Below are 22,672 nucleotides of genomic sequence, written 5' to 3'. Positions count from 1 at the left end.
ATCAGGCCTTCGCCTTGTCCTCGTCCGGCAACGGCGTGCCGGTCGGGACCTCGTCGGTCGGCGTGTCCTTCTTCTCGGTGCCGCGTCGCACGGACTCGAGCAGCATCTGCGCCACGTCCACGACCTCGACGTGCGCACCGGCCTGGCCGTCCGACTGACGCGCGGTCACACCGTCGGTCAGCATCACGCGGCAGAACGGGCAGCCGGTCGCGATCTTCGACGGCGCGGTGGACAACGCCTCGTCGACGCGGTCGACGTTGATGCGCTTGCCGATCCGCTCCTCCATCCACATGCGGGCACCACCGGCACCACAGCACATGGAGCGTTCCTCGTGGCGCGGCATCTCGCGCAGCTTCGCGCCGGACGCACCGATGAGCTCGCGCGGAGCCTCGTAGACCTTGTTGTGGCGGCCCAGGTAGCACGGGTCGTGGTAGGTGACGTCCTCGGTGACCGGCGCGACCGGCACCAGACGGCGTTCGCGCACCAGCTTGTTCAGCAGCTGCGTGTGGTGCACGACCTCGTACGTGCCGCCGACCTGCGGGTACTCGTTGGCCAGCGTGTTGAAGCAGTGCGCACACGTCACGACGATCTTGCGCTGACCGGCGGGCCGGTCCTCGAAGACCGAGTTGAGGACCTCGACGTTCTGCTGCGCGAGCATCTGGAAGAGGAACTCGTTGCCGGCGCGGCGGGCCGGGTCACCGGTGCAGGTCTCCTCCGGGCCGAGCACCGTGTACTTGACGTCCGCGGTGTGCAGCAGCTCGGCCACGGCGCGGGTGGTCTTCTTCGCGCGGTCCTCGAACGCACCGGCGCAGCCGACCCAGAACAGGTACTCCGCGTCGCCCAGCTCGCCGTCGAACACCGGCACCTCGAACTCGAGGCCCTCGGTCCACGCCAGGCGGTCCTTGGCGTTCTGGCCCCACGGGTTGCCCTTGTTCTCCAGGTTCTTGAACATGCCGCCGAGCTCGGTCGGGAAGTTCGACTCGATCAGCACCTGGTAGCGGCGCATGTCGACGATGTGGTCGACGTGCTCGATGTCGACCGGGCACTGCTCGACGCACGCGCCACAGGTCGTGCAGGACCACAGCACCTCGGGGTCGATGACGCCCAACTCGTCGGGGCCGCCGACCAGCGGGCGCTCGGACTCGGCCATCGCCAGCACGTCGATGGACTCGAGGCGCTTCTTGTAGTCCTCGTACTTGTCCTCGACCAGGCCGACCTCGTCACCGGCCATGTCGCGCGAGCCACCGGCCAGCAGGTACGGGGCCTTGGCGAACGCGTGGTCGCGCAGCTGCGTGATGACCAGCTTGGGTGACAGGGGCTTGCCGGTGTTCCAGGCGGGGCACTGCGACTGGCAGCGGCCGCACTCGGTGCACGTGGAGAAGTCGAGCCAGCCCTTCCAGCTGAAGTCCTCGACCTTGCCGACGCCGAACACGTCCTTGTCCGGGTCGGCCTCCTCCAGGTCCAGGACCTTGCCGCCGGACATCATCGGCTTGAGCGCGCCCAGGGCGACGCCGCCGTCGTCCTCGCGCTTGAAGTAGATGTTGAAGAACGCCGAGAACCGGTGCCAGGCAACGCCCATCGTCAGCTTCCGGCCGACCACGACCAGCCAGATCATGCCGGACAGCAGCTTGACCAGCGCCATCACGGAGACCCAGATCGGCGCCGACGGCAGCAGGTGGGAGAGCGGCTGCGTCACGAACGACGTCCACAGCGGCGCGGACTCGAGGCCGCTCGACTGCTTGAACGCCTTGACCAGCAGGATGCCGACGCCCTCGATGATCACGACGGCCTCGACGAAGTACGCGGCCTTGAAGTCGGAGCCCTGGAAGCGGGAGACCCGGTCGGCGCGGCGCGGGTGGTTGCGCTGACGGATGATCGCCAGGGCCACACCGCCGACGACGGTGCCGAGGCCCAGCAGCTCGACCAGCAGCAGCCAGACCGACCACGTGCCGATGATCGGCCAGTGGAAGTGCGGGTCGAACACCTCGCCGTAGGCCTCGAACAGCACCGCGGAGCCGATGAGGAAGCCCCACATCACCATCCAGTGCCACGGGGCGACCGCGCGGAACTTGGCCATCCTGGTGTGCGCGACGAACTCGACGATCAACGTCTTCAGGCGCGGCCAGAACGGTCCCTTGCGAGTGCCGTCCGGCTGGCCGAGCCGGATGATCTTGATCATCTTCCCGACGCCAGCGCCGAACACGCCCCAGGCGACGACGCTCACCGCTACGGCGACGAGTCCGAGAACCAGCTGGAGGGTCATGGCGGGAGTCTAGGCCACGTTACTCGTGAGTAACCACTTGGACGTGGCCGGTGTCTCGTCACGTACCGGTCAAGTATTCGGAAATTGATCAAAAACTTATGGAACACTTGTTCAAGTAGTTGGTTCGAACCTCCGGAGGTCGCCGTGTTGTACCTGTACCTCGCCGCGGCGATCGTGGGCGAGATCGCCGCCACCGTGTCGCTGAAGCTGTCCGACGGCTTCAGCAGACCGTGGCCGTCAGCGGTCGTCGTCGTCGGTTATGCGATCGCCTTCACAGCACTTTCGCGCGCGTTGAAGTTGGGTATGCCCGTGGGCGTCGCCTACGCCGTGTGGTCCGCCGTCGGAGTCGCTGCCGTCGCGGTCATCGGCTGGAAGTTCCTGGGCGAGACCCTCAACCCCACGATGGTCATCGGGCTGGCGCTGATCATCGGAGGCGTGGTGACGCTCGAGCTCGGGAGGACGCACTGACCGCAGTCGCAGTGGACGGCCGGCGAGCGCGCGGTGAGAAGAAGCGCCGCGCGATCGTCGAGGCCACCTTGAGGGTCATCGAACGTGACGGCGTCGCGGGCGTGACCCATCGCAGCGTGGCGCGGGAAGCGGGCGTGCCGACGACAGCGCCCACCTACTACTTCGCGACCCTCGACGACCTGTTGATCGCAACGCTGGTGCAGGCCGCCGAAGAGACGTGCGAGGAAATGCTCGGCACGGTGGCACGGGGCGGCACGGCGCGTGAGATCGCGGCGATGCTCGCCAAGGCCGTCAACGAGAACCGCGGCCGCACGCTCGCCGAGTACGAGCTCTACCTGCTGGCGGGCCGGCGTCCCGAGCTGAGGGCCGCCGCACGCCGGTGGCTCGACCTCGCGGTGGAGGCGATGCGCCCGGCCGACCCGGTGGCGTTCCGCGCGCTCCTCGCGGCCGTCGACGGGCTGCTGATCCAGGGCCTGATCGCCGACGTTGCTCCGAACGAGGACGAGCTGGAGCCAATCGTGTCCTTCTTGATCTGTGGCCGCGACGATTCCACCGCTCCGGCACGGGGACAATGAAGGCATGAAGTTCGCGCGGGAGGTGTCAGGCATCGGCCACGGGGTGAGCCTCGGGCTGCTGGCCGCGCTCTACGTGCGGGACTCGCTGGCGTTGTCGGTCGACGTCGAGCCGCACGTGCCGGGTCTGGAGCCGTCGCTGCCGGTGCGGGTGCCCGCGGGTGTCGACCGCGCCGCCGTGACCGCCGAGTGGCCGGGCTGGTGGGCCGACGCGCTGGACGCGTGCACGCGGGGCGCCGAACCGATCGAGCCGGAGAACGCCGAGGCGTTGCTGACCCGGCCTGCCTGCCGCGCCGCGGTGCTGGCGCTGAAGCCGGGCATCGAGGAGCTGCACCGGGTGCAGCGCCCGGCGGCGTTGCCGATCGGCGACGTGCTGCGCGGCATCGAGTCGCGGATCGGCCGGTGGGCGCAGAGCGTGGAGCTGCACATCGCCGAGGTGCCGGTCGACGGCCTGCTGTGGGAGCGGATCGCGCCCGCGCACGTGCTGGCTTCGACGCGGTTCCTCAACGACCCGGCGCGCACGGCGCCGGCGTTGCGCGCGGTGCTCGAAGACCTCGTCTGACAGGTAGGGACAACCCCACCCCGCCTCCGGGGGCTGACTGCCGTGTAGCTGCGCCTCGCCACCTCTACTTTTGTGGTCATGCTGAGGACGGCGTTGGTGGCGTTGCTGGTGGGGGCGGTGCTCTCCGCGTGTGGCATCCGCATCGTGAAGTACGAGTTCCAGGACGACCACGTCGTCGCGGAGAAGTTCACCTCGGTGCGCGTGCGCAGCGACAACGACTCGGGTGACGTGACGGTCCGGTACCAGCAGGGCCTGACCGAGACGAAGATCCACCGCAGGGTCGAGCACGAGAGGGACAACAAGCCGTCGGGGGTCGCGCACCGCGTCGAGGGCAACGCGCTGGTGCTGGACGGCTGCGGCAGGGACTGCTCGATCAACTACGACGTCCTCGTCCCGTCGCCGGAAATCTCCGTGGTCGGCGACATCGGATCGGGCGACACGATCTTCGAGGGCCTGGCGTCGGTCGAGTTCAAGACCGGGTCCGGCCGGATCGTCACCCGTGACATCGCGGGCGACGTGAAGGTGAAAGCCGGATCGGGCAACTTCGAGGCCACCAGGGTCGGTGGCAGCGTCACGGCCGACCTGGGCTCCGGCCGCATCCTGCTGGACACGATCAAGGGCAAGGTCCTCGTCGACACCAACTCCGGGGACATCGACGGCACCTCGCTGTCGAACGACGTGACCGCCATCGCCGACTCCGGCCGGGTCGAGCTGGCCCTGATCGCGGCGAAGTCGGTGCAGGTGGACTCCGGTTCCGGTGACGTCAGGGTGCGGCTGCCAGGGGGTCCGTACAAGGTCAGCGGGACGTCGGGCAGCGGGGAGCGCACGATCAACGTGCCGACCGACCCGAACGCGGCGCTGGAGCTCAAGCTGAACGCGGGGTCGGGGGACATCACCGTGATCGGCGCCTGAGCCGGCCAAGGGGGAACTGTGTCGAGGACCACTCCACGAGGAGTGGTCCTCGCTGCGTTGTGGGGAACAAGCAGACTTTCCCGGCCGTTGGCACAGTCAGAAAGCTTGAGTCGGGTAGGCTCAAGGTTGGGTGAGATGGCAAACTTGAGCCAGCAACGCTCAACAAGTACTAGCGGAAGGAACTCCAATGGCGCGTGCAGTCGGCATCGACTTGGGGACGACCAACTCCGTCGTCGCCGTTCTCGAGGGCGGTGAGCCGACGGTCATCGCCAACTCGGAGGGCTCGAGGACGACTCCGTCCATCGTCGCTTTCGCCAAGAACGGCGAGGTCCTCGTGGGTCAGCCCGCGAAGAACCAGGCCGTCACCAACGTCGACCGCACCATCCGTTCGGTCAAGCGGCACATCGGCACCAACTGGAAGACCGATGAGATCGACGGCAAGCAGTACACCTCGCAGGAGATCAGCGCGCGCGTGCTGATGAAGCTCAAGCGCGACGCCGAGGCGTACCTGGGCGAGGAGATCACCGACGCCGTCATCACCGTCCCGGCGTACTTCGAGGACGCGCAGCGCCAGGCCACCAAGGAGGCCGGCCAGATCGCGGGCCTCAACGTGCTCCGCATCGTCAACGAGCCGACCTCGGCCGCTCTGGCCTACGGCCTCGACAAGGGCGAGAAGGAGCAGACCATCCTGGTCTTCGACCTCGGTGGCGGCACGTTCGACGTCTCGCTGCTCGAGCTCGGCGACGGCGTGGTCGAGGTCCGTGCGACCTCCGGTGACAACCACCTCGGTGGCGACGACTGGGACCAGCGCATCGTCGACTGGCTGGTCGACCGGTTCAAGCAGGCCAACGGCATCGACCTGACCAAGGACAAGATGGCCCTCCAGCGCATCCGTGAGGCTGCGGAGAAGGCCAAGATCGAGCTGTCGAGCTCCAGCAACGCCTCGATCAACCTGCCGTACATCACGGTCGACGCGGACAAGAACCCGCTGTTCCTCGACGAGACGCTGTCGCGCGCCGAGTTCCAGCGAATCACGAACGACCTGCTCGAGCGCACCCGCGCGCCGTTCAACAACGTGATCAAGGACGCCAACATCTCCGTCGGCGACATCGACCACGTCGTGCTCGTCGGTGGCTCGACCCGCATGCCCGCCGTCGCGGAGCTCGTCAAGGAGCTGACCGGCGGCCGCGAGCCCAACAAGGGCGTGAACCCGGACGAGGTCGTCGCCGTCGGCGCCGCCCTGCAGGCCGGTGTCCTCAAGGGTGAGGTCAAGGACGTCCTGCTGCTCGACGTCACCCCGCTGTCCCTCGGCATCGAGACCAAGGGCGGCATCATGACCAAGCTGATCGAGCGCAACACCACGATCCCGACGAAGCGTTCCGAGACCTTCACGACGGCGGACGACAACCAGCCGTCCGTGCAGATCCAGGTCTTCCAGGGCGAGCGCGAGATCGCGGCGCACAACAAGAAGCTCGGCATGTTCGAGCTGACCGGCCTGCCGCCCGCCCCCCGTGGCGTGCCGCAGATCGAGGTCACCTTCGACATCGACGCGAACGGCATCGTCCACGTGTCGGCGAAGGACCTGGGCACCGGCAAGGAGCAGTCGATGACGATCACCGGTGGCTCCGCGCTGCCGAAGGACGACATCGACCGCATGGTGAAGGACGCCGAGGCCCACGCGGAGGAGGACAAGCGCCGCCGCGAGGAGGCCGAGGTCCGCAACCAGGCCGAGACGCTCGTCTACCAGACGGAGAAGGTCGTCAAGGAGAACGACGACAAGCTCCCCGCCGAAATCAAGGACAAGGTCAACGCCGCGATCGCCGAGGCGAACGAGGCGCTCAAGGGCACCGACATCAACGCCATCAAGACGGCAGTCGAGAAGCTCGCGACCGAGTCCCAGGCCATCGGCCAGGCGATCTACGCGAACGCGCCGGGTGCCGCCGGTGCCGAGGCCCCTGGTGCTGACGCGCCGGGTGCCGCGGGTGCCGGTGCCAAGGCCGCCGACGACGACATCGTGGACGCCGAGATCGTGGACGAGGAAAAGAAGAAGTGACCGAACCGAGGCACGCCGCCCCTGACGAGGAGCAGCCTCAGGTAGTCGTGAACGACCGGCGCCGGATCGACCCCGAGACGGGTGAGGTCCGGCCGCCGGCCCACGCTGCCGAGGAAGGTGCTGCTCCGGCTGACGAACCCCTGGTCGCCGAGGTCGTGGACGAGGTGGCCGCCGAGCTGAAGACCCAGCTCGACGAGCGCACCGCCGACCTCCAGCGGCTCACCGCCGAGTACGCGAACTACCGCAAGCGGGTGGAACGCGACCGGGAAGCGGTGATCAACAACGCGAAGGCGTCCGTGGCCGCCGAGCTGCTCTCGGTGCTGGACGACGTCGAGAGGGCCGCCGCGCACGGCGACCTGACCGGCGCGTTCAAGGCGGTGGCGGACAAGCTCGTGTCCACGTTGCAGAAGACCGGCCTGGAGCCGTTCGCGCACGAGGGCGAGGCGTTCGACCCGTCGGTGCACGAGGCCGTGCAGCACAGCACGTCCCCGGACGTCGACGGCCCGACCGTCACCGCGGTCCTGCGTCGCGGCTACACGTTCGGCGACAAGCTCGTCCGTCCCGCGCTCGTCGCGGTGACGGACCACGAGCCTGCCGCCGCACCACAGGCCGAAGAGAACTGACGAGAGGAGGAGACGTCCGGTGAGTGCTAGGGACTGGATCGAAAAGGACTTCTACCGCGAGCTGAGCGTCTCCTCCGACGCGTCGGCGGACGAGATCAAGAAGTCGTACCGCAAGCTCGCCCGCGAGCTGCACCCCGACGCGAACCCCGGCGACGCCAAGGCCGAGGCCCGCTTCAAGGCGGTCTCCGAGGCCTACGGCGTGCTGTCGGACCCCGCCAAGCGCAAGCAGTACGACGAGGCCCGCCGCCTGTTCGCGGGCGGCGGAGGCTTCCCCGGCGGAGGCTTCGGCTCCGGCGGCTTCGACGTGAACGACCTGTTCGGCCGCGCCGCGCAGGGCACCGGTGGCGGCGGCCTGGGCGACCTGCTCGGCGGCCTGTTCAACCGGCGCGGCGGCGGTGGCACCGGCTCCGCGACCCGCCCGCGCCGCGGCGAGGACGTCGAGACCGACGTCCGCATCGACTTCACCGAGGCGGTCCGCGGCGCGACCGTGCCGCTGCGCCTGTCCTCCCCCGCCGCCTGCACCACGTGCAACGGTTCCGGCGCCAAGCCCGGCACCACCCCGCACGTCTGCGCGACGTGCTCGGGCTCCGGCCTGGTGACCCGCTCGCAGGGCGCCTTCGCGTTCAGCGAGCCGTGCCGCGACTGCCGCGGCACCGGCCGGATCATCGACGACCCGTGCCCCGAGTGCGGCGGCGACGGCGTCAGCACCCGCACCCGCACCCTGACCGTGCGCATCCCCTCGGGCGTGGACGACGGCCAGCGAATCCGCCTTGCGGGACAAGGCGAACCGGGCCGCAACGGCGGCCCGTCCGGCGACCTGTTCGTGCGTGTGCACGTGAACCCGCACAGCGTGTTCGGCCGGCAGGGCAACGACCTGACGCTGACGGCCCCGATGACGTTCTCGGAGCTGGCGCTCGGAACGACGTTGACCGTCCCGACCCTGGACGGCAAGGTGACCTTGAAGGTGCCCGCCGGCACCGCCTCCGGGCGAGTGCTGCGGGCTCGGGGCAAGGGCATCACCAAGCGGGACGGCACCTCCGGTGATCTGCTGATCACCCTGGAGGTCGCGGTGCCGAACAACCTTTCCTCCGAGGCCCGCAAGGCCCTGGAGGCGTACGCGGACGTGACTGCGGACCACGACCCGCGTGGTGATCTGAACGCGCTGCTTGAAGGGCGGTGAGTTCCGGTGAGTTTTCCGTTCCCGCCAGGGACCGACGAGGACACGCCGTTCTTCGTGATCTCGGTGGCGGCGCAGCTGTCCGGGCTGCACGCGCAGACGTTGCGCTCGTACGACCGGATGGGGCTCGTGTCGCCCGGTCGCACTTCTGGTGGTGGGCGGCGGTACTCGATGCGCGACATCGTGCTGCTGCGTGAGGTGCAGCGGTTGTCGCAGGACGAGGGCGTGAACCTCGCGGGGATCAAGCGGATCATCGAGCTCGAGAACCAGGTCGAGGCGTTGCGGTCTCGGGTCGCCGAGTTGCAGCAGGAGTTGGCTCAGGCGCTGGCGGTCGCCGACTCCACGGCTGCTGCTGTGCATGCGTCTTATCGGCGGGACCTGGTGCCGATTCGGCAGGAGACCGCGTTGGTGGTGTGGAAGCCCAAGCCGCGCAAGTGATCTTGTCGGGGGTGCTGAGTACGTTGTGATGTAGGGGTTCCGAGATCGAGGGGACGCCTGCGTCAGCGTGGTCGCCTTGTCGGGGTGCGGTGGTCGCCTTGCTGTGGGCCGGTGTGCGGCGGTCGCCGTGTCGGGGTGCGGTGGTCGCCTTGTCGTGTCGGGTTCCTGTTTCAAGATTGGGGCTCTGCCCTTACCCCGCCAATCTGATCAAAGACCGGCCAGCGCCGTGGGCGGGTTGATGGCACGCCTGTTGCTTACGGCGGCTTGCGGTTGCGTGGGTGGTGCGGTTCGGGCGGTGTGGTCCCGTCCCAAGTCGAGCCAGGAGCTGGTCGCACCCGAGGGGAGAGGTCAAGTCGCGAAAAGCGTGCGACTTGACCTCTCCCCTCGGGCGCGACAAGAGCTGTGGCACGACTCGTGACGGGACCACACCGCCGGAACCTTGCGGTTTCAAGCCAGGACGGCTCGGCTGCGCCTTCGCGTCGCCTCGCCTTCGGCCTCGGGCTGAGGTGATCAGGCCTGTTCGAAGTAGAAACCGGACTCCAGGTCCTCCCGCAGGCTCGGGCCCTTCGGTTCCCAGCCCAGCAACGCCTTCGTTCGCGCGCCGGACGTGGGTGCGTCGCGCGCCACCATGGTTGCTAGCGGGCCGAAGTGTTCTGCTGGGACGCTCTCGACCGGCACGTTCAGCTTTTGCCCGATGATCTCGGCGATCTCCCGCAGTGTCACGGCTTCCTCGGCTACCGCGTGCAGCACCGAGCCTGCGGGGGCCTTTTCCACGGCCAGCCGGTAGAGCCTTGCCGCGTCCAGGGTGTGCGTTGCCGACCAGCGGTTCGTGCCGTCGCCTGGGTAGCCGGACACGCCGGTGGTGCGGGCGGTTTTGACCAGCAGTGGGATGAATCCTGCCGTGTCCAGTTCACTGTGGACGGTCGGTGGCAGGACCACGACTGCTCCGCGCAGGTCCGGGGCGTCGATGATCAGGTTTCTGGCGGTGCCTCGGCTGTGGTCGTCGGGGACGCGCTCGTCCTCGGTGGCGGTGTGGCCCAGGCCCGAGTAGGAAAGTGTGCCGCCGGTGCCGATCAGCGCCTTGCCGGTGCCGGAGAGCTCGTCGATGAACGTGCGGACCACCGCCAGGTCGGCGGTGGACGCGCCGGCGTAGTCGCCCGCGAACATTTCCTCGTGCTTGAACGCCAGGTGGATCACCGCGTCTGCCTCTGCTGCGGCCTTGCGGAGGGTGTCGAGGTCGTCCAGGTTGCCGCGTTGGACGGTGGCGCCCTGCGCTTCCAGCTTGGCTGCCGAGGTGTCTGAGCGGGCCAGGCCGATCACCTGGTGGCCTGCCTGCAGCAGTTCTGGGACCACGGCTGAGCCGACGTGGCCGCTGGCGCCCGTTACGAAGACCTTCATGTCTCTCCTCAGAGTGATGGGACTTGGTCTCATCAACCGTAGCAGGGTGATGGGACTTAGTCGCATCACTTAGGATGTGAGCCATGGGTCGATGGGAGCCTGAGGCGCGAGAGCGGTTGATGGTCGCCGCGCTCGACCTGTTCGGCGAGCAGGGCTACGAGAACACCGGCGTGGCTCAGATCGCTGAGCGTGCGGGGCTCACCAAGAGCACGTTCTTCCGGCACTTCCGGGACAAGCGCGAGGTCTTGTTCGGCGGGCAGGACGAGTTGGTGTCGCTGATCGCCGCGGGGATCGAGGGGACGCCTGCGTCTGCCGGGGCGTTGAAGGCCGTCGAGAGGGCGCTCGTGGCCATCGGTGTCACGTTCACCGACTCGCGGCGGGCCAACGGGCCTCGGCGGCTGGCGGTGATTGCGGCCAACGCCGAGTTGCGGGAGCGGGACGCGTTGAAGATGGCCGGGTTCTCCGGCGTGATCAAGGACGGGCTGCTGCTGCGGGGTGTGCCGGAGATCGAGGCGGCTGTGGTTGCTGAGCTCGGGGTTCTGGCGCTGCGGATCGCCTACGGGCGGTGGCTCGAGGCCGGCGGGGACTTCGCTGACGTCGCCCGCCCGGCGCTCGAGGAGGTGGCTGCCGCGGCTGCCGCGTTAGAGGGTGCTGAGTAGGTCCTCGACCTCGGCGGCGATGCGGTCCAGGGCCTGGTCGTTGTCGTGGGCGGCGATCGCGCGGTCGATCCAGTCGGCGATCAGCGGCATCTGGCCGGGCTTGAGGCCGCGTGTCGTGATGCCGGCCGTGCCCAGGCGGATGCCGGACGGGTCGAACGGCTTGCGGGTGTCGTACGGGACCGCGTTGTAGTTGAGCTCGATGCCCGCGCGGTCCAGGGCGCGGGCGGCCGGCTTGCCGCCGAGGAGCTTCGAGGTCAGGTCGATCAGGATCAGGTGGTTGTCGGTGCCGCCGGACACCAGGTCGAAACCGCGCTCGAGCAGCGCGTCGGCCAGCGCGCGAGCGTTCGCGACGATCGTGTGCGCGTACTCGCGGAACTCCGGCTGGGCTGCTTCGTGCAGTGCCACGGCGATCGCGGCGGTCGTGTGGTTGTGCGGGCCGCCCTGCAGGCCGGGGAAGACCGCGCGGTCGATCGCCTTGGCGTGGTCGGCGTCGGTGAGGATCATCGCGCCGCGCGGGCCGCGCAGCGTCTTGTGCGTGGTCGTCGTGATCACCGGTGCGTGTCCGACGGGGCTGGGGTGCGCGCCGCCTGCGACGAGGCCTGCGATGTGCGCGATGTCGGCGACCAGGACCGCGTCGATCTCCTGCGCGATCGCGGCGAAGGCCGGGAAATCGATCGTGCGCGGGATCGCCGTGCCGCCGCAGAAGATCACCTTCGGGCGTTCGGCCAGGGCGAGGGCGCGGACTTCGTCCATGTCGACGACGCCGGTGTCCTTGCGGACGTCGTACTGGACCGCGCGGAACCACTTGCCGGTGGCGGACACGTTCCAGCCGTGCGTCAGGTGGCCGCCCATCGGGAGCGACATGCCCATGACGGTGTCGCCGGGCGACAGGAAGGCCAGGTACACGGCGAGGTTGGCGGGGGCGCCGGAGAGCGGCTGGACGTTCGCGTGGTCCACGCCGAAAAGGGCCTTCGCCCGGTCGATCGCGAGCTGTTCGACCTGGTCGATGACCTGCTGGCCCTCGTAGTACCGCTTGCCGGGGTAGCCCTCGGAGTACTTGTTGGTCAGCACCGAGCCTGTTGCTTCAAGCACGGCGGCGGACACGTCGTTCTCGGACGCGATCATGCGCAGCTTCCGGGCCTGGCGGTCGGCCTCGGCGTTGATCAGCGCGAACACGGTGGGATCTGTCTCAGCGAGCACAGCGCGACTCCACGCCGGGCACCCAGGCGTTCGGTGCTCTCGGCAGGTCGCTTCCCGGTGGTCACTTCCACCCTCGGCACGCCAGTCGCGGACGTGCCGAGTCTAGTCCAGTGTGAACGGGTCGTACTTGATGCGGTCGAGCGGAGTTCCGGCGACCAGCATGCGGGACACGGTGGACCTGATCATGGCCGGGCTGCCGCAGACCAGGACGTCGCGGTCCTCCCACGCTCCGTAGCGGGTGACCACGTCGGCCAGGCTGCCCTGCTCGACGCCCCGGACACCGGGGTCCGACTCCAGCACCGGCACGACCGTGAGCCACGGGTTCGTGGTCGCGATGCGTTGCAGGTTGTCCAGGTCGTAGAGGTCCTCGCGGGTGCGGCCGCCGTAGAACAGGTGCACGCGGGGGTTCTCGCCGTACTGCGCCATCTCGTCGATGATCGCGTGCATCGGCGCGACACCGGTGCCGCCGGCCACCATCAGGATGTCCGACCCGGACGTGCGGTCGACCGAGAGACGTCCCATCGGCGGGCCGATGCGCCAGGTGTCACCGGCCTGCGTGTGGCCGACCACCGAGCGTGACACCCAGCCGCCGTCCACGGACCGGATGTGGAACTCGATGACGCCGTCCTCACGCGGGGCGTTCGCCGGCGAGTAGTACCGCCACAAGCGCTTGCGCTGCGGCGTCTCCACGCTGACGTACTGCCCGGCGCGGTAGCTGACCGGGTGGTCGGGCTGCAGCCGCACGACCGCCAGGTCCCACGAGACGCGCTGGTGCTCCAGCACCGTCGCGTGCCAGTAGGCGGGCCCGTTGTCGGCGTCGGCGGCCTCCTGCATGGCCCGCGCCATCAACGTGTAGGCCTCGGCCCACGCCATCTCGACCTTGGGCGTCCAGGCGGCACCAGCGAACTTCTTCACCGCGGACAGCAGTGCCGTCCCGACCGCCTCGTAGTGGACGTTGATGACACCGAACTTGCGGTGGTCACGGCCCAGCTGGCGGAGGAACGGGATGAGGTCGTCCGGGCGGTCGACCATCTGCACCACGTGCACGAGGGCGCGCAGCAGACGGCTGCGTTGCACCTCCATGTTCGCGGGGAACATCTCGCGTGTGGCAGGCGAGAGCGAGAAGAGCATGCCGTAGAAGAACTTCGCCACTTCTTCGGCGTGCGGCTCCACCACCGCGAAGCTCTCCCGGATCATCCGCACCATCGCGGTGACGCCGGGTGGAGGTTCTCGGTGGGGCGGGGTAGGGATGGGGCTCAGCACAGCGTTCGCAGTCATGGTCCGCGCGCAGTCTCCACGTTCTCATTGGCGCCAGCAAGGCGCGGTAGTCCTCGTCAAGCATCCGTCCCCCGACAGGGTGGACAGTAACCCCTGATTGGTGGGTTTGACTCCTTGATGCCACCTTCGAGCGAAGTCTGATTACTGTATGCAACTAGTTGTTACCGCAACAGTGTGAATGTGGGGGCCCGTCTGTACCGGGTTGCGTGCTTGCGTGCCACGGTTGCACGCGTGTCCCTGCCTGAGCTGACTGATACCACCTCTCCTGACCGTGTCGACCTGCCCGGCTCACGAGGTGAGCACTTCCTCCAATGTGCCCTGGAGACCCAGGACCGCGCTACACGCTTCTACTCGGACCAGGTCCTGGACCACCTCAACCCCGCGATGGCCGAGTTCGTCGGCCGGATGGAGATGGCGTTCATCTCGACCGCTGATGCCGACGGGGAGTGCGACTCGACCCTCCGGGCCGGGCCGGCGGGGTTCATCCAGGTCATCGACTCCCGGACCGTCGCGTACCCCGAGTACCGCGGCAACGGCGTGATGGCCTCGCTGGGCAACATCATGGAGAACCCGCACGTCGGGATGCTGATGGTGGACTTCGCGGAGGACCTGATCGGGCTGCACGTGAACGGGAGGGCCCGGATCGTGCCGCGGGAGGAGTTCGACACCGAGGACCGCAAGGTCGAGCGGTGGGTGGTCGTGGAGGTGCGGGAGGCCTACATCCACTGCCGCAAGCACATCCCCCGGATGATCCCGGTCGACCGCATCCGGGACTGGGGCACCGACGACGTGAAGCGGAAGGGCGGCGACTACTTCGGGGTCAAGGCGGACAAGACCGCCGATTGAGTGCACGCGGGGAGCTTTCGTTCACTCATGGTGCACGAAAGGCCCCCGCGTAACCCAAAACTAGTTGGCCTAGCTAACTATCTCCAGATATAGTTGCGTAGCATCAACTAACTACTGGAGGTGTGCTTGAACCGGCCCTCGTCGCATCGGGAGATCCTCGAAGCGCTGTCCGGCATCTGGGTGGCGCTGCTCGTCGCGATCCTCAGCTCCACCATCGTCTCGAACGCTCTCCCGACGATCCTGGCCGAGCTCAAAGGCACGCAGACCCAGTACACGTGGGTCATCACCTCGATGTTGCTCGCGTCCACCGCCAGCACCCCGCTCTGGGGCAAGCTCGCGGACCTCTTCGACAAGAAGAAGCTGCTGCAGGGCAGCATCGTGCTGTTCGTCGTCGGCTCGGTCCTGTCGGGCCTGAGCCAGAACATGGAGCAGCTCATCGCGTTCCGGGTCGTCCAGGGCCTGGGCATGGGCGGTGTGCAGGCGCTCGGCCAGGTCGTGGTCGGCGCGCTGCTGAGCCCGCGGGAGCGCGGCCGGTACAGCGGCTACACGGGCATGGTGATCTCCGCGGGCACCGTCGGCGGGCCGCTGGTCGGCGGGGTCCTCGTCGACTGGCCCGGCTGGCGCTGGTGCTTCTTCGTCTGCGTGCCGCTGGCGCTCGTGGCGCTGGCCGTGCTGCACAAGACGCTGCACCTGCCGGTCCGCAAGCAGCACGTGAAGATCGACTACCTCGGGGCCACGCTGATCACCGGCGGCGTCAGCCTGGTGCTGATGTGGGTGTCGTTCGCGGGCAAGGACTTCGCGTGGGTCTCGAAGGAGAGCGCGCTGTTCGTCGGCGGTGCGCTGCTCGCGATCATCGGCGCCTACTTCGTCGAGCGCCGGGCGTCCGCGCCGGTCATCCCGCTGCACCTGTTCCGGAACCGGACCGTGGTGCTGGCGATGCTCGGTGGCGTCGCGGTGGGCACGGCGATGTTCGGCGCGTCGGTGTTCATGGGGCAGTACTTCCAGATCGCCCGCGGGTTCTCGCCCACGAAGGCCGGGTTGCTGACGGTGCCGCTGGTGCTGGGGCTGAGCATCTCGTCGACGGTCAGCGGGCAGTTGATCGCCAAGAGCGGCAAGTGGAAGAGCTACCTCGTCTGGGGCGCGTTCTCGCTGGTCGCGGGCCTGGCGCTGCTCGGCACGATCGACCACCGGACGAACCTCGTGCTGATGGGGGCCTACCTCGCACTCGTCGGCGTCGGTGTCGGCCTGACCATGCAGAACCTGGTGCTGGCCGTGCAGAACGGCGTGGGCATGGCGGACCTCGGTGCCGCCAGCTCCACGGCCACGTTCCTGCGGTCGCTGGGCGGGACGGCCGGCGTCTCGGTGCTCGGGGCGGTGCTGGCGGCCCACGTGAGCACGAAGACGCTCGACCGCGGCTCCCTCTCCCCAGTCGTGCGGGACTCCTACGGCGATGCGATGGGTGAGTTGTTCCTGATCGCCGCCGGTCTCGCGGTCTTCACGGTGATCGCGGTCCTGCTGATCAAGGAGCAGCCGCTGCGCGACTCCGTGGATGTCACTCCAACGGGTTCTGGTGCACAGACGGTCGCCACTGAACTTGATTCACCTGTGGATACTGAACAGCGGATTGTGGATAACCTGGCCCCCGCTGTGGACAAGCTGTTGGTGCTTTCGAGTGACGGTGGTCAGGAGGTCGCGGCGCGTTCGGCTGCGCTGCGTTCCACACAGAACTCGTTGCCTTCCGGGTCGTGCATGGTGACCCAGCCGGTGCCGTCCGGCTTGCGGTGATCTTCGTAGACCGTCGCGCCGAGGCCCAGGAGGCGCTCGACCTCCTCATCGCGGGTCACGTCTGACGGCTGCAGGCAGACGTGGACGCGGTTCTTGACCGTCTTGTCCTCGGGGACCTCGATGAAGAGGTACTGGATCCCGCTCGGGAGCTTGACCATGCACTCGGGGTCGCCGGGGTTGTCGTCCGGGTGGATCGGCAGTCCCAGCACCTCGCTCCACCACGACGCCTGGTCGTAGGCGTTCCGGGCGTCGACGGTGACGTTGTGGATGATTGATGTCATGGCGCTGATCTTCGCCCAACCGGGCTCAGCCGACCTGCCATTTTCGCGACGGCCGTCACGTTCTCGTAGTTGAGCGGAACAGACTCAACTTTTCTGACGTTGTGCGGGATGATGGTCCATGCTGGAGGCTGACCACGAGGTGGAGGAATGGACGCTTTCAACCCGACGACGAAGACGCAGCAGGCGGTTTCCGCCGCGGTCCAGGCCGCGACGCTCAACGGGAACCCGGACGTGGGTTCCGTGCACCTGCTCAGTGCACTGCTGGCGCAGACGGACGGGTTGACCGCGCCGTTGCTCGAGGCGGTCGGTGCCGACCCGACGCTGGTGCGCAAGGAGCTGGAGCAGCTCTCCCGCTCGCTGCCCAGCGCTTCCGGCTCGACGGTCTCCGCGCCGCAGCTCTCCCGCGACGCCGTGCGCGTGCTCGGCAAGGCCCAGGAGCTCGCCACCGAGATGGGCGACGAGTACGTCTCGACCGAGCACCTCCTCGTCGGGCTGGCGCAGCACGGCGGGCAGGTCGCCGACCTGTTGCGGCGGCACGGTGCGACGCCCGACGCGTTGAAGGAGGCCTTCACGCGCGTCCGCGGTTCCGCGCGGGTGACGTCGCCGGATCCCGAGGGCACCTACAAGGCGCTGGAGAAGTACGGCGTCGACCTGACCGAACGCGCCCGCAAGGGCGAGCTCGACCCGGTGATCGGCCGTGACGCCGAGATCCGCCGGGTCGTCCAGGTGCTGTCGCGGCGCACGAAGAACAACCCCGTGCTGATCGGTGAGCCCGGCGTCGGCAAGACGGCGATCGTCGAGGGCCTGGCGCAGCGCGTCGTGGCCGGTGACGTGCCCGAGTCGCTGCGCGGCAAGAGGGTCGTGTCCCTCGACCTGGGCTCGATGGTCGCGGGCGCCAAGTACCGCGGTGAGTTCGAGGAGCGGCTCAAGGCCGTCCTGAAGGAGATCACCGACTCGGCCGGCCAGGTCATCACGTTCATCGACGAGCTGCACACGATCGTCGGCGCGGGCGCGACCGGCGAGTCGGCCATGGACGCCGGAAACATGATCAAGCCGATGCTGGCCCGTGGTGAGCTGCGCATGGTCGGTGCCACGACCCTGGACGAGTACCGCGAGCACATCGAGAAGGACGCCGCCCTGGAACGCCGCTTCCAGCAGGTGCTGGTCGGCGAGCCCTCGGTGGAGGACACGGTCGGCATCCTGCGCGGCCTGAAGGAGCGGTACGAGGTGCACCACGGCGTGCGCATCACCGACGCCGCCCTCGTCGCCGCGGCCACGTTGTCGGACCGCTACATCACCGCGCGCTTCCTGCCGGACAAGGCGATCGACCTCGTCGACGAGGCCGCGTCCCGGCTGCGCATGGAGATCGACTCCCGTCCCGTCGAGATCGACACCGTCGAACGTGCCGTCCGTCGCCTCGAGATCGAGGAGATGGCGCTGGCCAAGGAGTCCGACGCGGCTTCGCTCGAACGGCTGTCGGCGTTGCGCGCCGAGCTGGCCGAGAAGCGCGAGGAACTGTCCGCGCTGACGGCCCGCTGGCAGAACGAGAAGGGCTCGATCGACAAGGTCCGGACCCTGAAGGAGCAGCTGGAGTCGCTGCGCGGCGAGTCGGAACGCGCCGAGCGCGACGGCGACCTCGGCCGTGCCGCTGAGCTGCGCTACGGCCGGATTCCCGCGCTGGAGAAGGAGCTCGCGACCGCCGCCGAGTCCACGCACGACGCGGCGATGCTCAAGGAGGAGGTCGGCCCCGACGATGTCGCCGACGTCGTCTCGGCGTGGACCGGCATCCCGGCCGGACGCCTGCTGGAGGGCGAGACCGCGAAGCTGCTGCGGATGGAGGACGAGCTCGGCCGCCGGGTCGTCGGCCAGGCGGAGGCCGTGCGGGTCGTGTCCGACGCGGTCCGCCGCACCCGCGCCGGCGTCGCCGACCCGGACCGCCCGACGGGGTCGTTCCTGTTCCTCGGCCCGACCGGCGTCGGCAAGACCGAGCTGGCCAAGGCGCTGGCGGCGTTCCTGTTCGACGACGAGCGGGCGATGATCCGCATCGACATGAGCGAGTACTCCGAGAAGCACTCGGTGGCCCGCCTGGTCGGTGCGCCTCCCGGCTACGTCGGCTACGACCAGGGCGGACAGCTGACCGAGTCGGTCCGCCGCCGTCCGTACTCGGTCGTGCTGCTCGACGAGGTCGAGAAGGCGCACCCGGACGTGTTCGACGTGCTGCTGCAGGTCCTCGACGACGGTCGCCTCACCGACGGCCAGGGCCGGACCGTGGACTTCCGCAACACGATCCTGGTGCTCACGTCGAACCTGGGCTCGACCGCCATCGCGAACCCGTCGCTGAGCGAGATCGAGCGGCGCGACGCGGTGATGTCGGTGGTGCAGCGGCACTTCAAGCCGGAGTTCCTGAACCGGCTGGACGACGTCGTGGTGTTCCACGCGCTCGCCACCGAGGAGCTGACGTCCATTGTGGACATCCAGATCGCTCGCCTGGCCGACCGCCTGGCGGCGCGCAGGCTGACGCTGGACGTCACGCCGTCGGCCCGCGACTGGCTCGCGCTGAACGGCTTCGACCCGGTGTACGGGGCGCGGCCGTTGCGCAGGCTGGTGCAGTCGGCGATCGGCGACCAGCTCGCCAAGGAGCTGCTGGCCGGTGAGGTCCGGGACGGCGACACGGTTCGGGTGGACGTGCTGGACGACCAGACCGGCCTGATCGTGGGCCGCGCGGCCTGAGGAGGCCCCCGAGCGGTTTCCGGCTCCAACGGTGCCGGAAACCGCTCGTCGCGCGTCTGCGACCACCACGAATAGGACGTACGGGCGCCACGCGCGGAAGTGATCTTCGTTCCTCGCCCCCGACCCACTACGCTTCAGCTGTGGGCATACCGGCGTGGGTCTGGTTCACCGTCGCCGCGGTGGCGGGCGTGGCGGGGTTCGCCCTGCTCGCGACCGACCGGGCGCAACGAACCGCGCGTAATCGTGAACGGCGCCGTTGGGCTGCCCTGCGCGGCTGGCAGTTCGAGGAGACAGACCACGTGCTGCCGACTCGCTGGGAGGCCGGCGCCATCGCGTACTACGGCACGGGGCTCGCCCGTGACGTCGTCGCGGGCTCGACCTTCACCGCGGACGGACGGCGCCAGGTCTACGTGCTCGACCACGAGACCGGCGGCAAGGTCAACTCGGTGCTGGTCGGCGTGCGCTGCCGCAGGGCGTTGTCCGTGGTCATCGAGCTGTGGCTGTCGACAGTGCCGTTCCAGCGCGACAACGACAAGATGCCGATGCCCGACCTGCTCGGGCCGGTGGGCTCGCGGTACGCGTTCGTCACGGACGTCCCGGCCGCCCGCAAGATCATCACGCCGGACCTGATCGACGCCGCCGAGGAGATCGGGGGCGACGTCACGGTCGTCTGGATGGAGAACGACTGGGTGCTGGCCGCCGCTCCGCCGAACTCGTCGCCCGCGCGCCTGGAACGGCTGCTGCGCGACGTCGGTGAGCTCGCGGACGTCATCGACCCGTTCGACCCGGACCCCTCCGAGGTGGAGGAACCGGTCGACGAGGAGGACGACGGTGGCGAGGTCTACCGGCCGTCGTTCGGCCGCAAGCAGCAATGACCAGGGTGACGGACCAAATGTGATCACCGCCGGCCTTCGGTCCCGGCGCTTTTCCGACTACCGTTCGGTGGCATGCCAACCGCACTGGTGACCGGATCGACCGTCGGGATCGGGGCCGCCTTCGCCCGCAGGCTCGCCGCGGAGGGGTACGACCTCGTGCTGGTCGCGCGCACCGCGTCCGCACTCGAGGAACAGGCGAAGCAGCTGCACGACCGCCACGGCGTGCACGTGGACGTCCTGCCCGCCGACCTCAGCGACCACGGCGACCGCGCGAAGGTCGAGGCACGCCTGGCCGAGTCGCCCGTCGACCTCCTCGTCAACAACGCGGGCTTCGCCAACACCGGCGAGTTCTTCGCGGCGGACGTCGAGAAGCTCCAGGCCCAGCTGGACGTCAACGTCGCCACCGTGCTGCGCCTGTCGAGGGCCGCGATCCCCGGCATGATGGCCCGCGGCAAGGGTGACGTGATCAACGTGTCCAGCGTGGCGAGCTTCCTGCCCGGCCGCGGCACCAGCTACAGCGCCGACAAGGCGTGGGTGACGTCGTTCTCCGAGGGCATGTCCCTCGCGGTCGCGCACTCCGGCGTGCGGATCATGGCGCTGTGCCCCGGTTTCGTGAAGACCGAGTTCCACAAGCGGGCCAACATCGACATGTCCAAGACCCCCGACTGGCTCTACATCGACGCCGACCGCCTGGTGCACGAGGGCCTGCGCGACCTGCGCCGCGGCAAGGTCCTGTCGATCCCCGGCGGCCAGTACAAGGCGATCGTGAGCCTCACGAAGGTGCTGCCGCGGTCCCTGGTCCGCAAGATGGCCTCCCGCTTCGCCGGCGGCCGCGGACGCACCTGATCGGAACCGTTCGGCCGAACGGAGCGTCGAAGCCCGCGTGAGCGAACAGTTCCATGTCGAACCGGACGAGCTGCGCGGGTACAGCGAGCTGCTGGACCGCAACGCCCAGCACTTCCTGACCATCAAGGACCACGCGATCTCCAAGGGCGGTGACACCAGCGGGTTCACCGGCCTGCTGACGTTGCTGCACCCCGTCGTGACCGGCGTCGCGAACCTCTACGGGGAGACGTTGGAGTTCGCCAACAAGATGATGCTCAAGGACTCCGAGGCGCTGAAGAAGACGGCCGAGTCCTACGAGAAGGTCGACCTGCACGGTGTGCAGCTGCTGAAGCAGGCCGGAGGTGGCCGATGACCACGGCGTACGCGGACGTCGAGAACCCGTCGGCCGCCCTCAGTGCGGCCGCGGAGGACCGCCCCGGCAGGCAGAGCACCAAGGAGCTCATCGAGAAGGCCGGCTGGAAGATCCAGGGCGTCAACTGGATCTACGAGAAGGTCACCGGTGAGAACCTGGTCGAGTCGCTGATCAACCCGCTGCTCGGCGACTTCGAGAAGATCGACGCCAACGCCAACGCGTGGGACCAGGTCGCCAAGGCGCTGGACTCCGTGCGCCACAACGTCGGCGAGGGCGTCAACCAGCTGAACCCGCACTGGAACGGCACGGCCGCGCAGGGGTTCGAGCGCCGCATGGACACCATGTGGGTCATCGCGATCGAGGCGGACTCCCAGGTCGCGCGGATCATCGGCAACAAGTTCCAGTCGATGGCCTCCACCTGCCGGACGGCGTGCGGCCTCGCGCTGACCTTGCTCGACATGCTGGTCACCAAGCTGATGGAAGCCGTGATCCTGGCACCGATCCCGGTCGTCGGCTGGGGCAAGGCGGTGTGGGTCGTCTACGACTGCATCCAGATCGTCGACCGCATCCGGAAGATCATCCTCTCGATCCAGCAGATCATCGAGGGCGTCAAGGGCATGGTCGACGGCATCAAGGCCATGGGCACCGCGCTGATGAAGCTCAAGGACGTCCGCGACGTCAACGACGCCCTCGACGTGGTCGACGGGGTGCAGGACGGCAAGCAGAAGTTCGACAACGGCAGGTCCGCGGTGAAGTCCGGCGCGATGAGCATCGCCTGGGACGGCTACAAGCTCGGCAAGTCCGGTTCCGCCGCGTCCACCCGGTACAGCGGTGCCGGCAGCAGTGGTGCCGGTGGCGCGAGCGCGGGTGCCGGTACGGGTGGCTCGGGCGGCACGGGCGGAGGACAGCAGTGACGTTCCCCTACGACCAGGCCCGGCTGCAGGCGTTGATCGACGACGTCGACGCCAGGACCACGGCGGCCGTGCAGGTCGCGCAACAGGCCGCCCAGTACCAGCCGCGGTCGCGCGGGGTGTCGGAGCAGGACCTCGCCGCGATCGAGCGGTACGCCCGCGGCGGCAACGCGCCCAAGGAGTTCAAGGACCTCCAGCAGCGCATCGACTCCGGCGAGTTCAGCTGGAAGGACATCGCCGCCGGCCGCGTGATGGACGAGGGCGTGCAGAAGGCGCTCGCCACCGGTGTTCCTGACCTCCAGCGCGCCTACACGGCGATCCAGGAGGGGCAGGACATCGAGGACGTCATCGCGTCCGGCAACCCGGAGGCCCAGCGGCCGCCGCGCCAGGATGACGACGACGAGGACGACGGGCCGAGCCACTTCCGCCAGGACGCCTGGTAG

General features: G+C 68.6%; 22 protein-coding genes and 1 riboswitch. Of the genes, 17 read left to right on the top strand and 5 right to left on the bottom strand.

All coding sequences use genetic code 11. The features are described 5' to 3' along the window. Window position 1: 1 nt before the first annotated feature. Window positions 2–2,263: a (Fe-S)-binding protein gene (locus AOM45_RS01030; protein ID WP_030465797.1), complete on the bottom strand. Its 2,262-nt coding sequence runs from the start codon at window positions 2,261–2,263 to the stop codon at window positions 2–4. Between the two features lie 144 nt (window positions 2,264–2,407). On the opposite strand from AOM45_RS01030, the gene AOM45_RS01025 reads away from it, so the two are divergent. The 8 genes from AOM45_RS01025 to AOM45_RS00990 all read left to right on the top strand — a co-directional run bounded on the left by AOM45_RS01025 (window position 2,408) and on the right by AOM45_RS00990 (window position 9,068). Beyond that, window positions 2,408–2,731, top strand: a complete 324-nt coding sequence (locus AOM45_RS01025) for a DMT family transporter (protein ID WP_030465798.1) — start codon at window positions 2,408–2,410, stop codon at window positions 2,729–2,731. Next, complete coding sequence (locus AOM45_RS01020) at window positions 2,728–3,306, top strand: TetR/AcrR family transcriptional regulator (protein WP_051782874.1); 579 nt, start codon at window positions 2,728–2,730, stop codon at window positions 3,304–3,306. The genes AOM45_RS01025 and AOM45_RS01020 overlap by 4 nt, the downstream gene beginning before the upstream one ends. Before the next feature lie 4 nt (window positions 3,307–3,310). Continuing rightward, complete coding sequence (locus AOM45_RS01015; RefSeq protein WP_030465800.1) at window positions 3,311–3,865, top strand: hypothetical protein; 555 nt, start codon at window positions 3,311–3,313, stop codon at window positions 3,863–3,865. Window positions 3,866–3,943: 78 nt separating this feature from the next. Next, window positions 3,944–4,777: a DUF4097 family beta strand repeat-containing protein gene (locus tag AOM45_RS01010; protein ID WP_035909186.1), complete on the top strand. Its 834-nt coding sequence runs from the start codon at window positions 3,944–3,946 to the stop codon at window positions 4,775–4,777. A 187-nt stretch (window positions 4,778–4,964) separates the two neighbouring features. Beyond that, complete coding sequence (gene dnaK / locus AOM45_RS01005; protein WP_030465802.1) at window positions 4,965–6,830, top strand: molecular chaperone DnaK; 1,866 nt, start codon at window positions 4,965–4,967, stop codon at window positions 6,828–6,830. Beyond that, the gene (grpE, locus tag AOM45_RS01000) at window positions 6,827–7,453 is read left to right on the top strand and encodes a nucleotide exchange factor GrpE (RefSeq protein WP_035909189.1); all 627 of its coding nucleotides are present in this window, start codon (window positions 6,827–6,829) and stop codon (window positions 7,451–7,453) included. Before dnaK ends, grpE begins: the two co-directional genes overlap by 4 nt. Before the next feature lie 19 nt (window positions 7,454–7,472). Next, entirely contained in the window at window positions 7,473–8,633 is a 1,161-nt protein-coding gene (dnaJ, locus tag AOM45_RS00995) for a molecular chaperone DnaJ (RefSeq protein WP_030465804.1), read from the top strand. A gap of 6 nt (window positions 8,634–8,639) precedes the next feature. Continuing rightward, window positions 8,640–9,068, top strand: a complete 429-nt coding sequence (locus AOM45_RS00990) for a heat shock protein transcriptional repressor HspR (RefSeq protein WP_030465805.1) — start codon at window positions 8,640–8,642, stop codon at window positions 9,066–9,068. 510 nt (window positions 9,069–9,578) lie between these two features. Here AOM45_RS00990 and AOM45_RS00985 read toward each other — a convergent pair. Continuing rightward, window positions 9,579–10,466, bottom strand: a complete 888-nt coding sequence (locus tag AOM45_RS00985) for an SDR family oxidoreductase (protein ID WP_059362132.1) — start codon at window positions 10,464–10,466, stop codon at window positions 9,579–9,581. An 83-nt stretch (window positions 10,467–10,549) separates the two neighbouring features. On the opposite strand from AOM45_RS00985, the gene AOM45_RS00980 reads away from it, so the two are divergent. Then, window positions 10,550–11,125: a TetR/AcrR family transcriptional regulator gene (locus tag AOM45_RS00980; RefSeq protein ID WP_030465807.1), complete on the top strand. Its 576-nt coding sequence runs from the start codon at window positions 10,550–10,552 to the stop codon at window positions 11,123–11,125. On the opposite strand, the gene glyA is transcribed toward AOM45_RS00980, so the two are convergent. Together glyA and AOM45_RS00970 are read right to left on the bottom strand one after the other, a co-directional pair. Continuing rightward, entirely contained in the window at window positions 11,108–12,325 is a 1,218-nt protein-coding gene (glyA, locus tag AOM45_RS00975) for a serine hydroxymethyltransferase (protein ID WP_030465808.1), read from the bottom strand. The genes AOM45_RS00980 and glyA overlap by 18 nt on opposite strands. 13 nt (window positions 12,326–12,338) lie before the next feature. Further along, window positions 12,339–12,424, bottom strand: a riboswitch (ZMP/ZTP riboswitch). Between the two features lie 3 nt (window positions 12,425–12,427). Beyond that, a complete protein-coding gene (locus AOM45_RS00970) occupies window positions 12,428–13,531 on the bottom strand; it encodes an FAD-binding oxidoreductase (protein ID WP_030465809.1) in 1,104 nt (367 codons plus the stop codon). 303 nt (window positions 13,532–13,834) lie between these two features. Here AOM45_RS00970 and AOM45_RS00965 point away from each other — a divergent pair, with 303 nt between their 5' ends. Next, window positions 13,835–14,449, top strand: a complete 615-nt coding sequence (locus AOM45_RS00965) for a pyridoxamine 5'-phosphate oxidase family protein (protein WP_236703037.1) — start codon at window positions 13,835–13,837, stop codon at window positions 14,447–14,449. A gap of 126 nt (window positions 14,450–14,575) precedes the next feature. Further along, window positions 14,576–16,234, top strand: coding sequence for an MDR family MFS transporter (locus tag AOM45_RS00960; protein ID WP_059362129.1), 1,659 nt, complete (start codon window positions 14,576–14,578; stop codon window positions 16,232–16,234). Here AOM45_RS00960 and AOM45_RS49060 read toward each other — a convergent pair. After that, entirely contained in the window at window positions 16,132–16,515 is a 384-nt protein-coding gene (locus AOM45_RS49060) for a VOC family protein (RefSeq protein ID WP_030465812.1), read from the bottom strand. The two genes, AOM45_RS00960 and AOM45_RS49060, sit on opposite strands and share 103 nt — an antisense overlap. Window positions 16,516–16,662: 147 nt before the next feature. On the opposite strand from AOM45_RS49060, the gene clpB reads away from it, so the two are divergent. The 6 genes from clpB to AOM45_RS00930 all read left to right on the top strand — a co-directional run bounded on the left by clpB (window position 16,663) and on the right by AOM45_RS00930 (window position 22,672). After that, window positions 16,663–19,245: an ATP-dependent chaperone ClpB gene (gene clpB, locus AOM45_RS00955; RefSeq protein ID WP_030465813.1), complete on the top strand. Its 2,583-nt coding sequence runs from the start codon at window positions 16,663–16,665 to the stop codon at window positions 19,243–19,245. 140 nt (window positions 19,246–19,385) lie between these two features. Beyond that, window positions 19,386–20,120, top strand: coding sequence for a TtfA family protein (locus AOM45_RS00950; protein ID WP_030465814.1), 735 nt, complete (start codon window positions 19,386–19,388; stop codon window positions 20,118–20,120). Between the two features lie 72 nt (window positions 20,121–20,192). Then, window positions 20,193–20,966, top strand: coding sequence for an SDR family NAD(P)-dependent oxidoreductase (locus AOM45_RS00945; protein WP_030465815.1), 774 nt, complete (start codon window positions 20,193–20,195; stop codon window positions 20,964–20,966). Window positions 20,967–21,003: 37 nt separating this feature from the next. After that, entirely contained in the window at window positions 21,004–21,318 is a 315-nt protein-coding gene (locus AOM45_RS00940; RefSeq protein WP_030465816.1) for a hypothetical protein, read from the top strand. Beyond that, entirely contained in the window at window positions 21,315–22,232 is a 918-nt protein-coding gene (locus AOM45_RS00935) for a WXG100 family type VII secretion target (RefSeq protein WP_030465817.1), read from the top strand. Before AOM45_RS00940 ends, AOM45_RS00935 begins: the two co-directional genes overlap by 4 nt. Next, a complete protein-coding gene (locus AOM45_RS00930) occupies window positions 22,229–22,672 on the top strand; it encodes a hypothetical protein (RefSeq protein WP_030465818.1) in 444 nt (147 codons plus the stop codon). The genes AOM45_RS00935 and AOM45_RS00930 overlap by 4 nt, the downstream gene beginning before the upstream one ends.

The sequence above is a fragment of the Lentzea aerocolonigenes genome (assembly GCF_000974445.1).
In the GTDB taxonomy this organism is placed as follows: Bacteria; Actinomycetota; Actinomycetes; order Mycobacteriales; family Pseudonocardiaceae; genus Lentzea; species Lentzea aerocolonigenes.
This window is presented reverse-complemented; position numbering and strand designations above follow the sequence as displayed.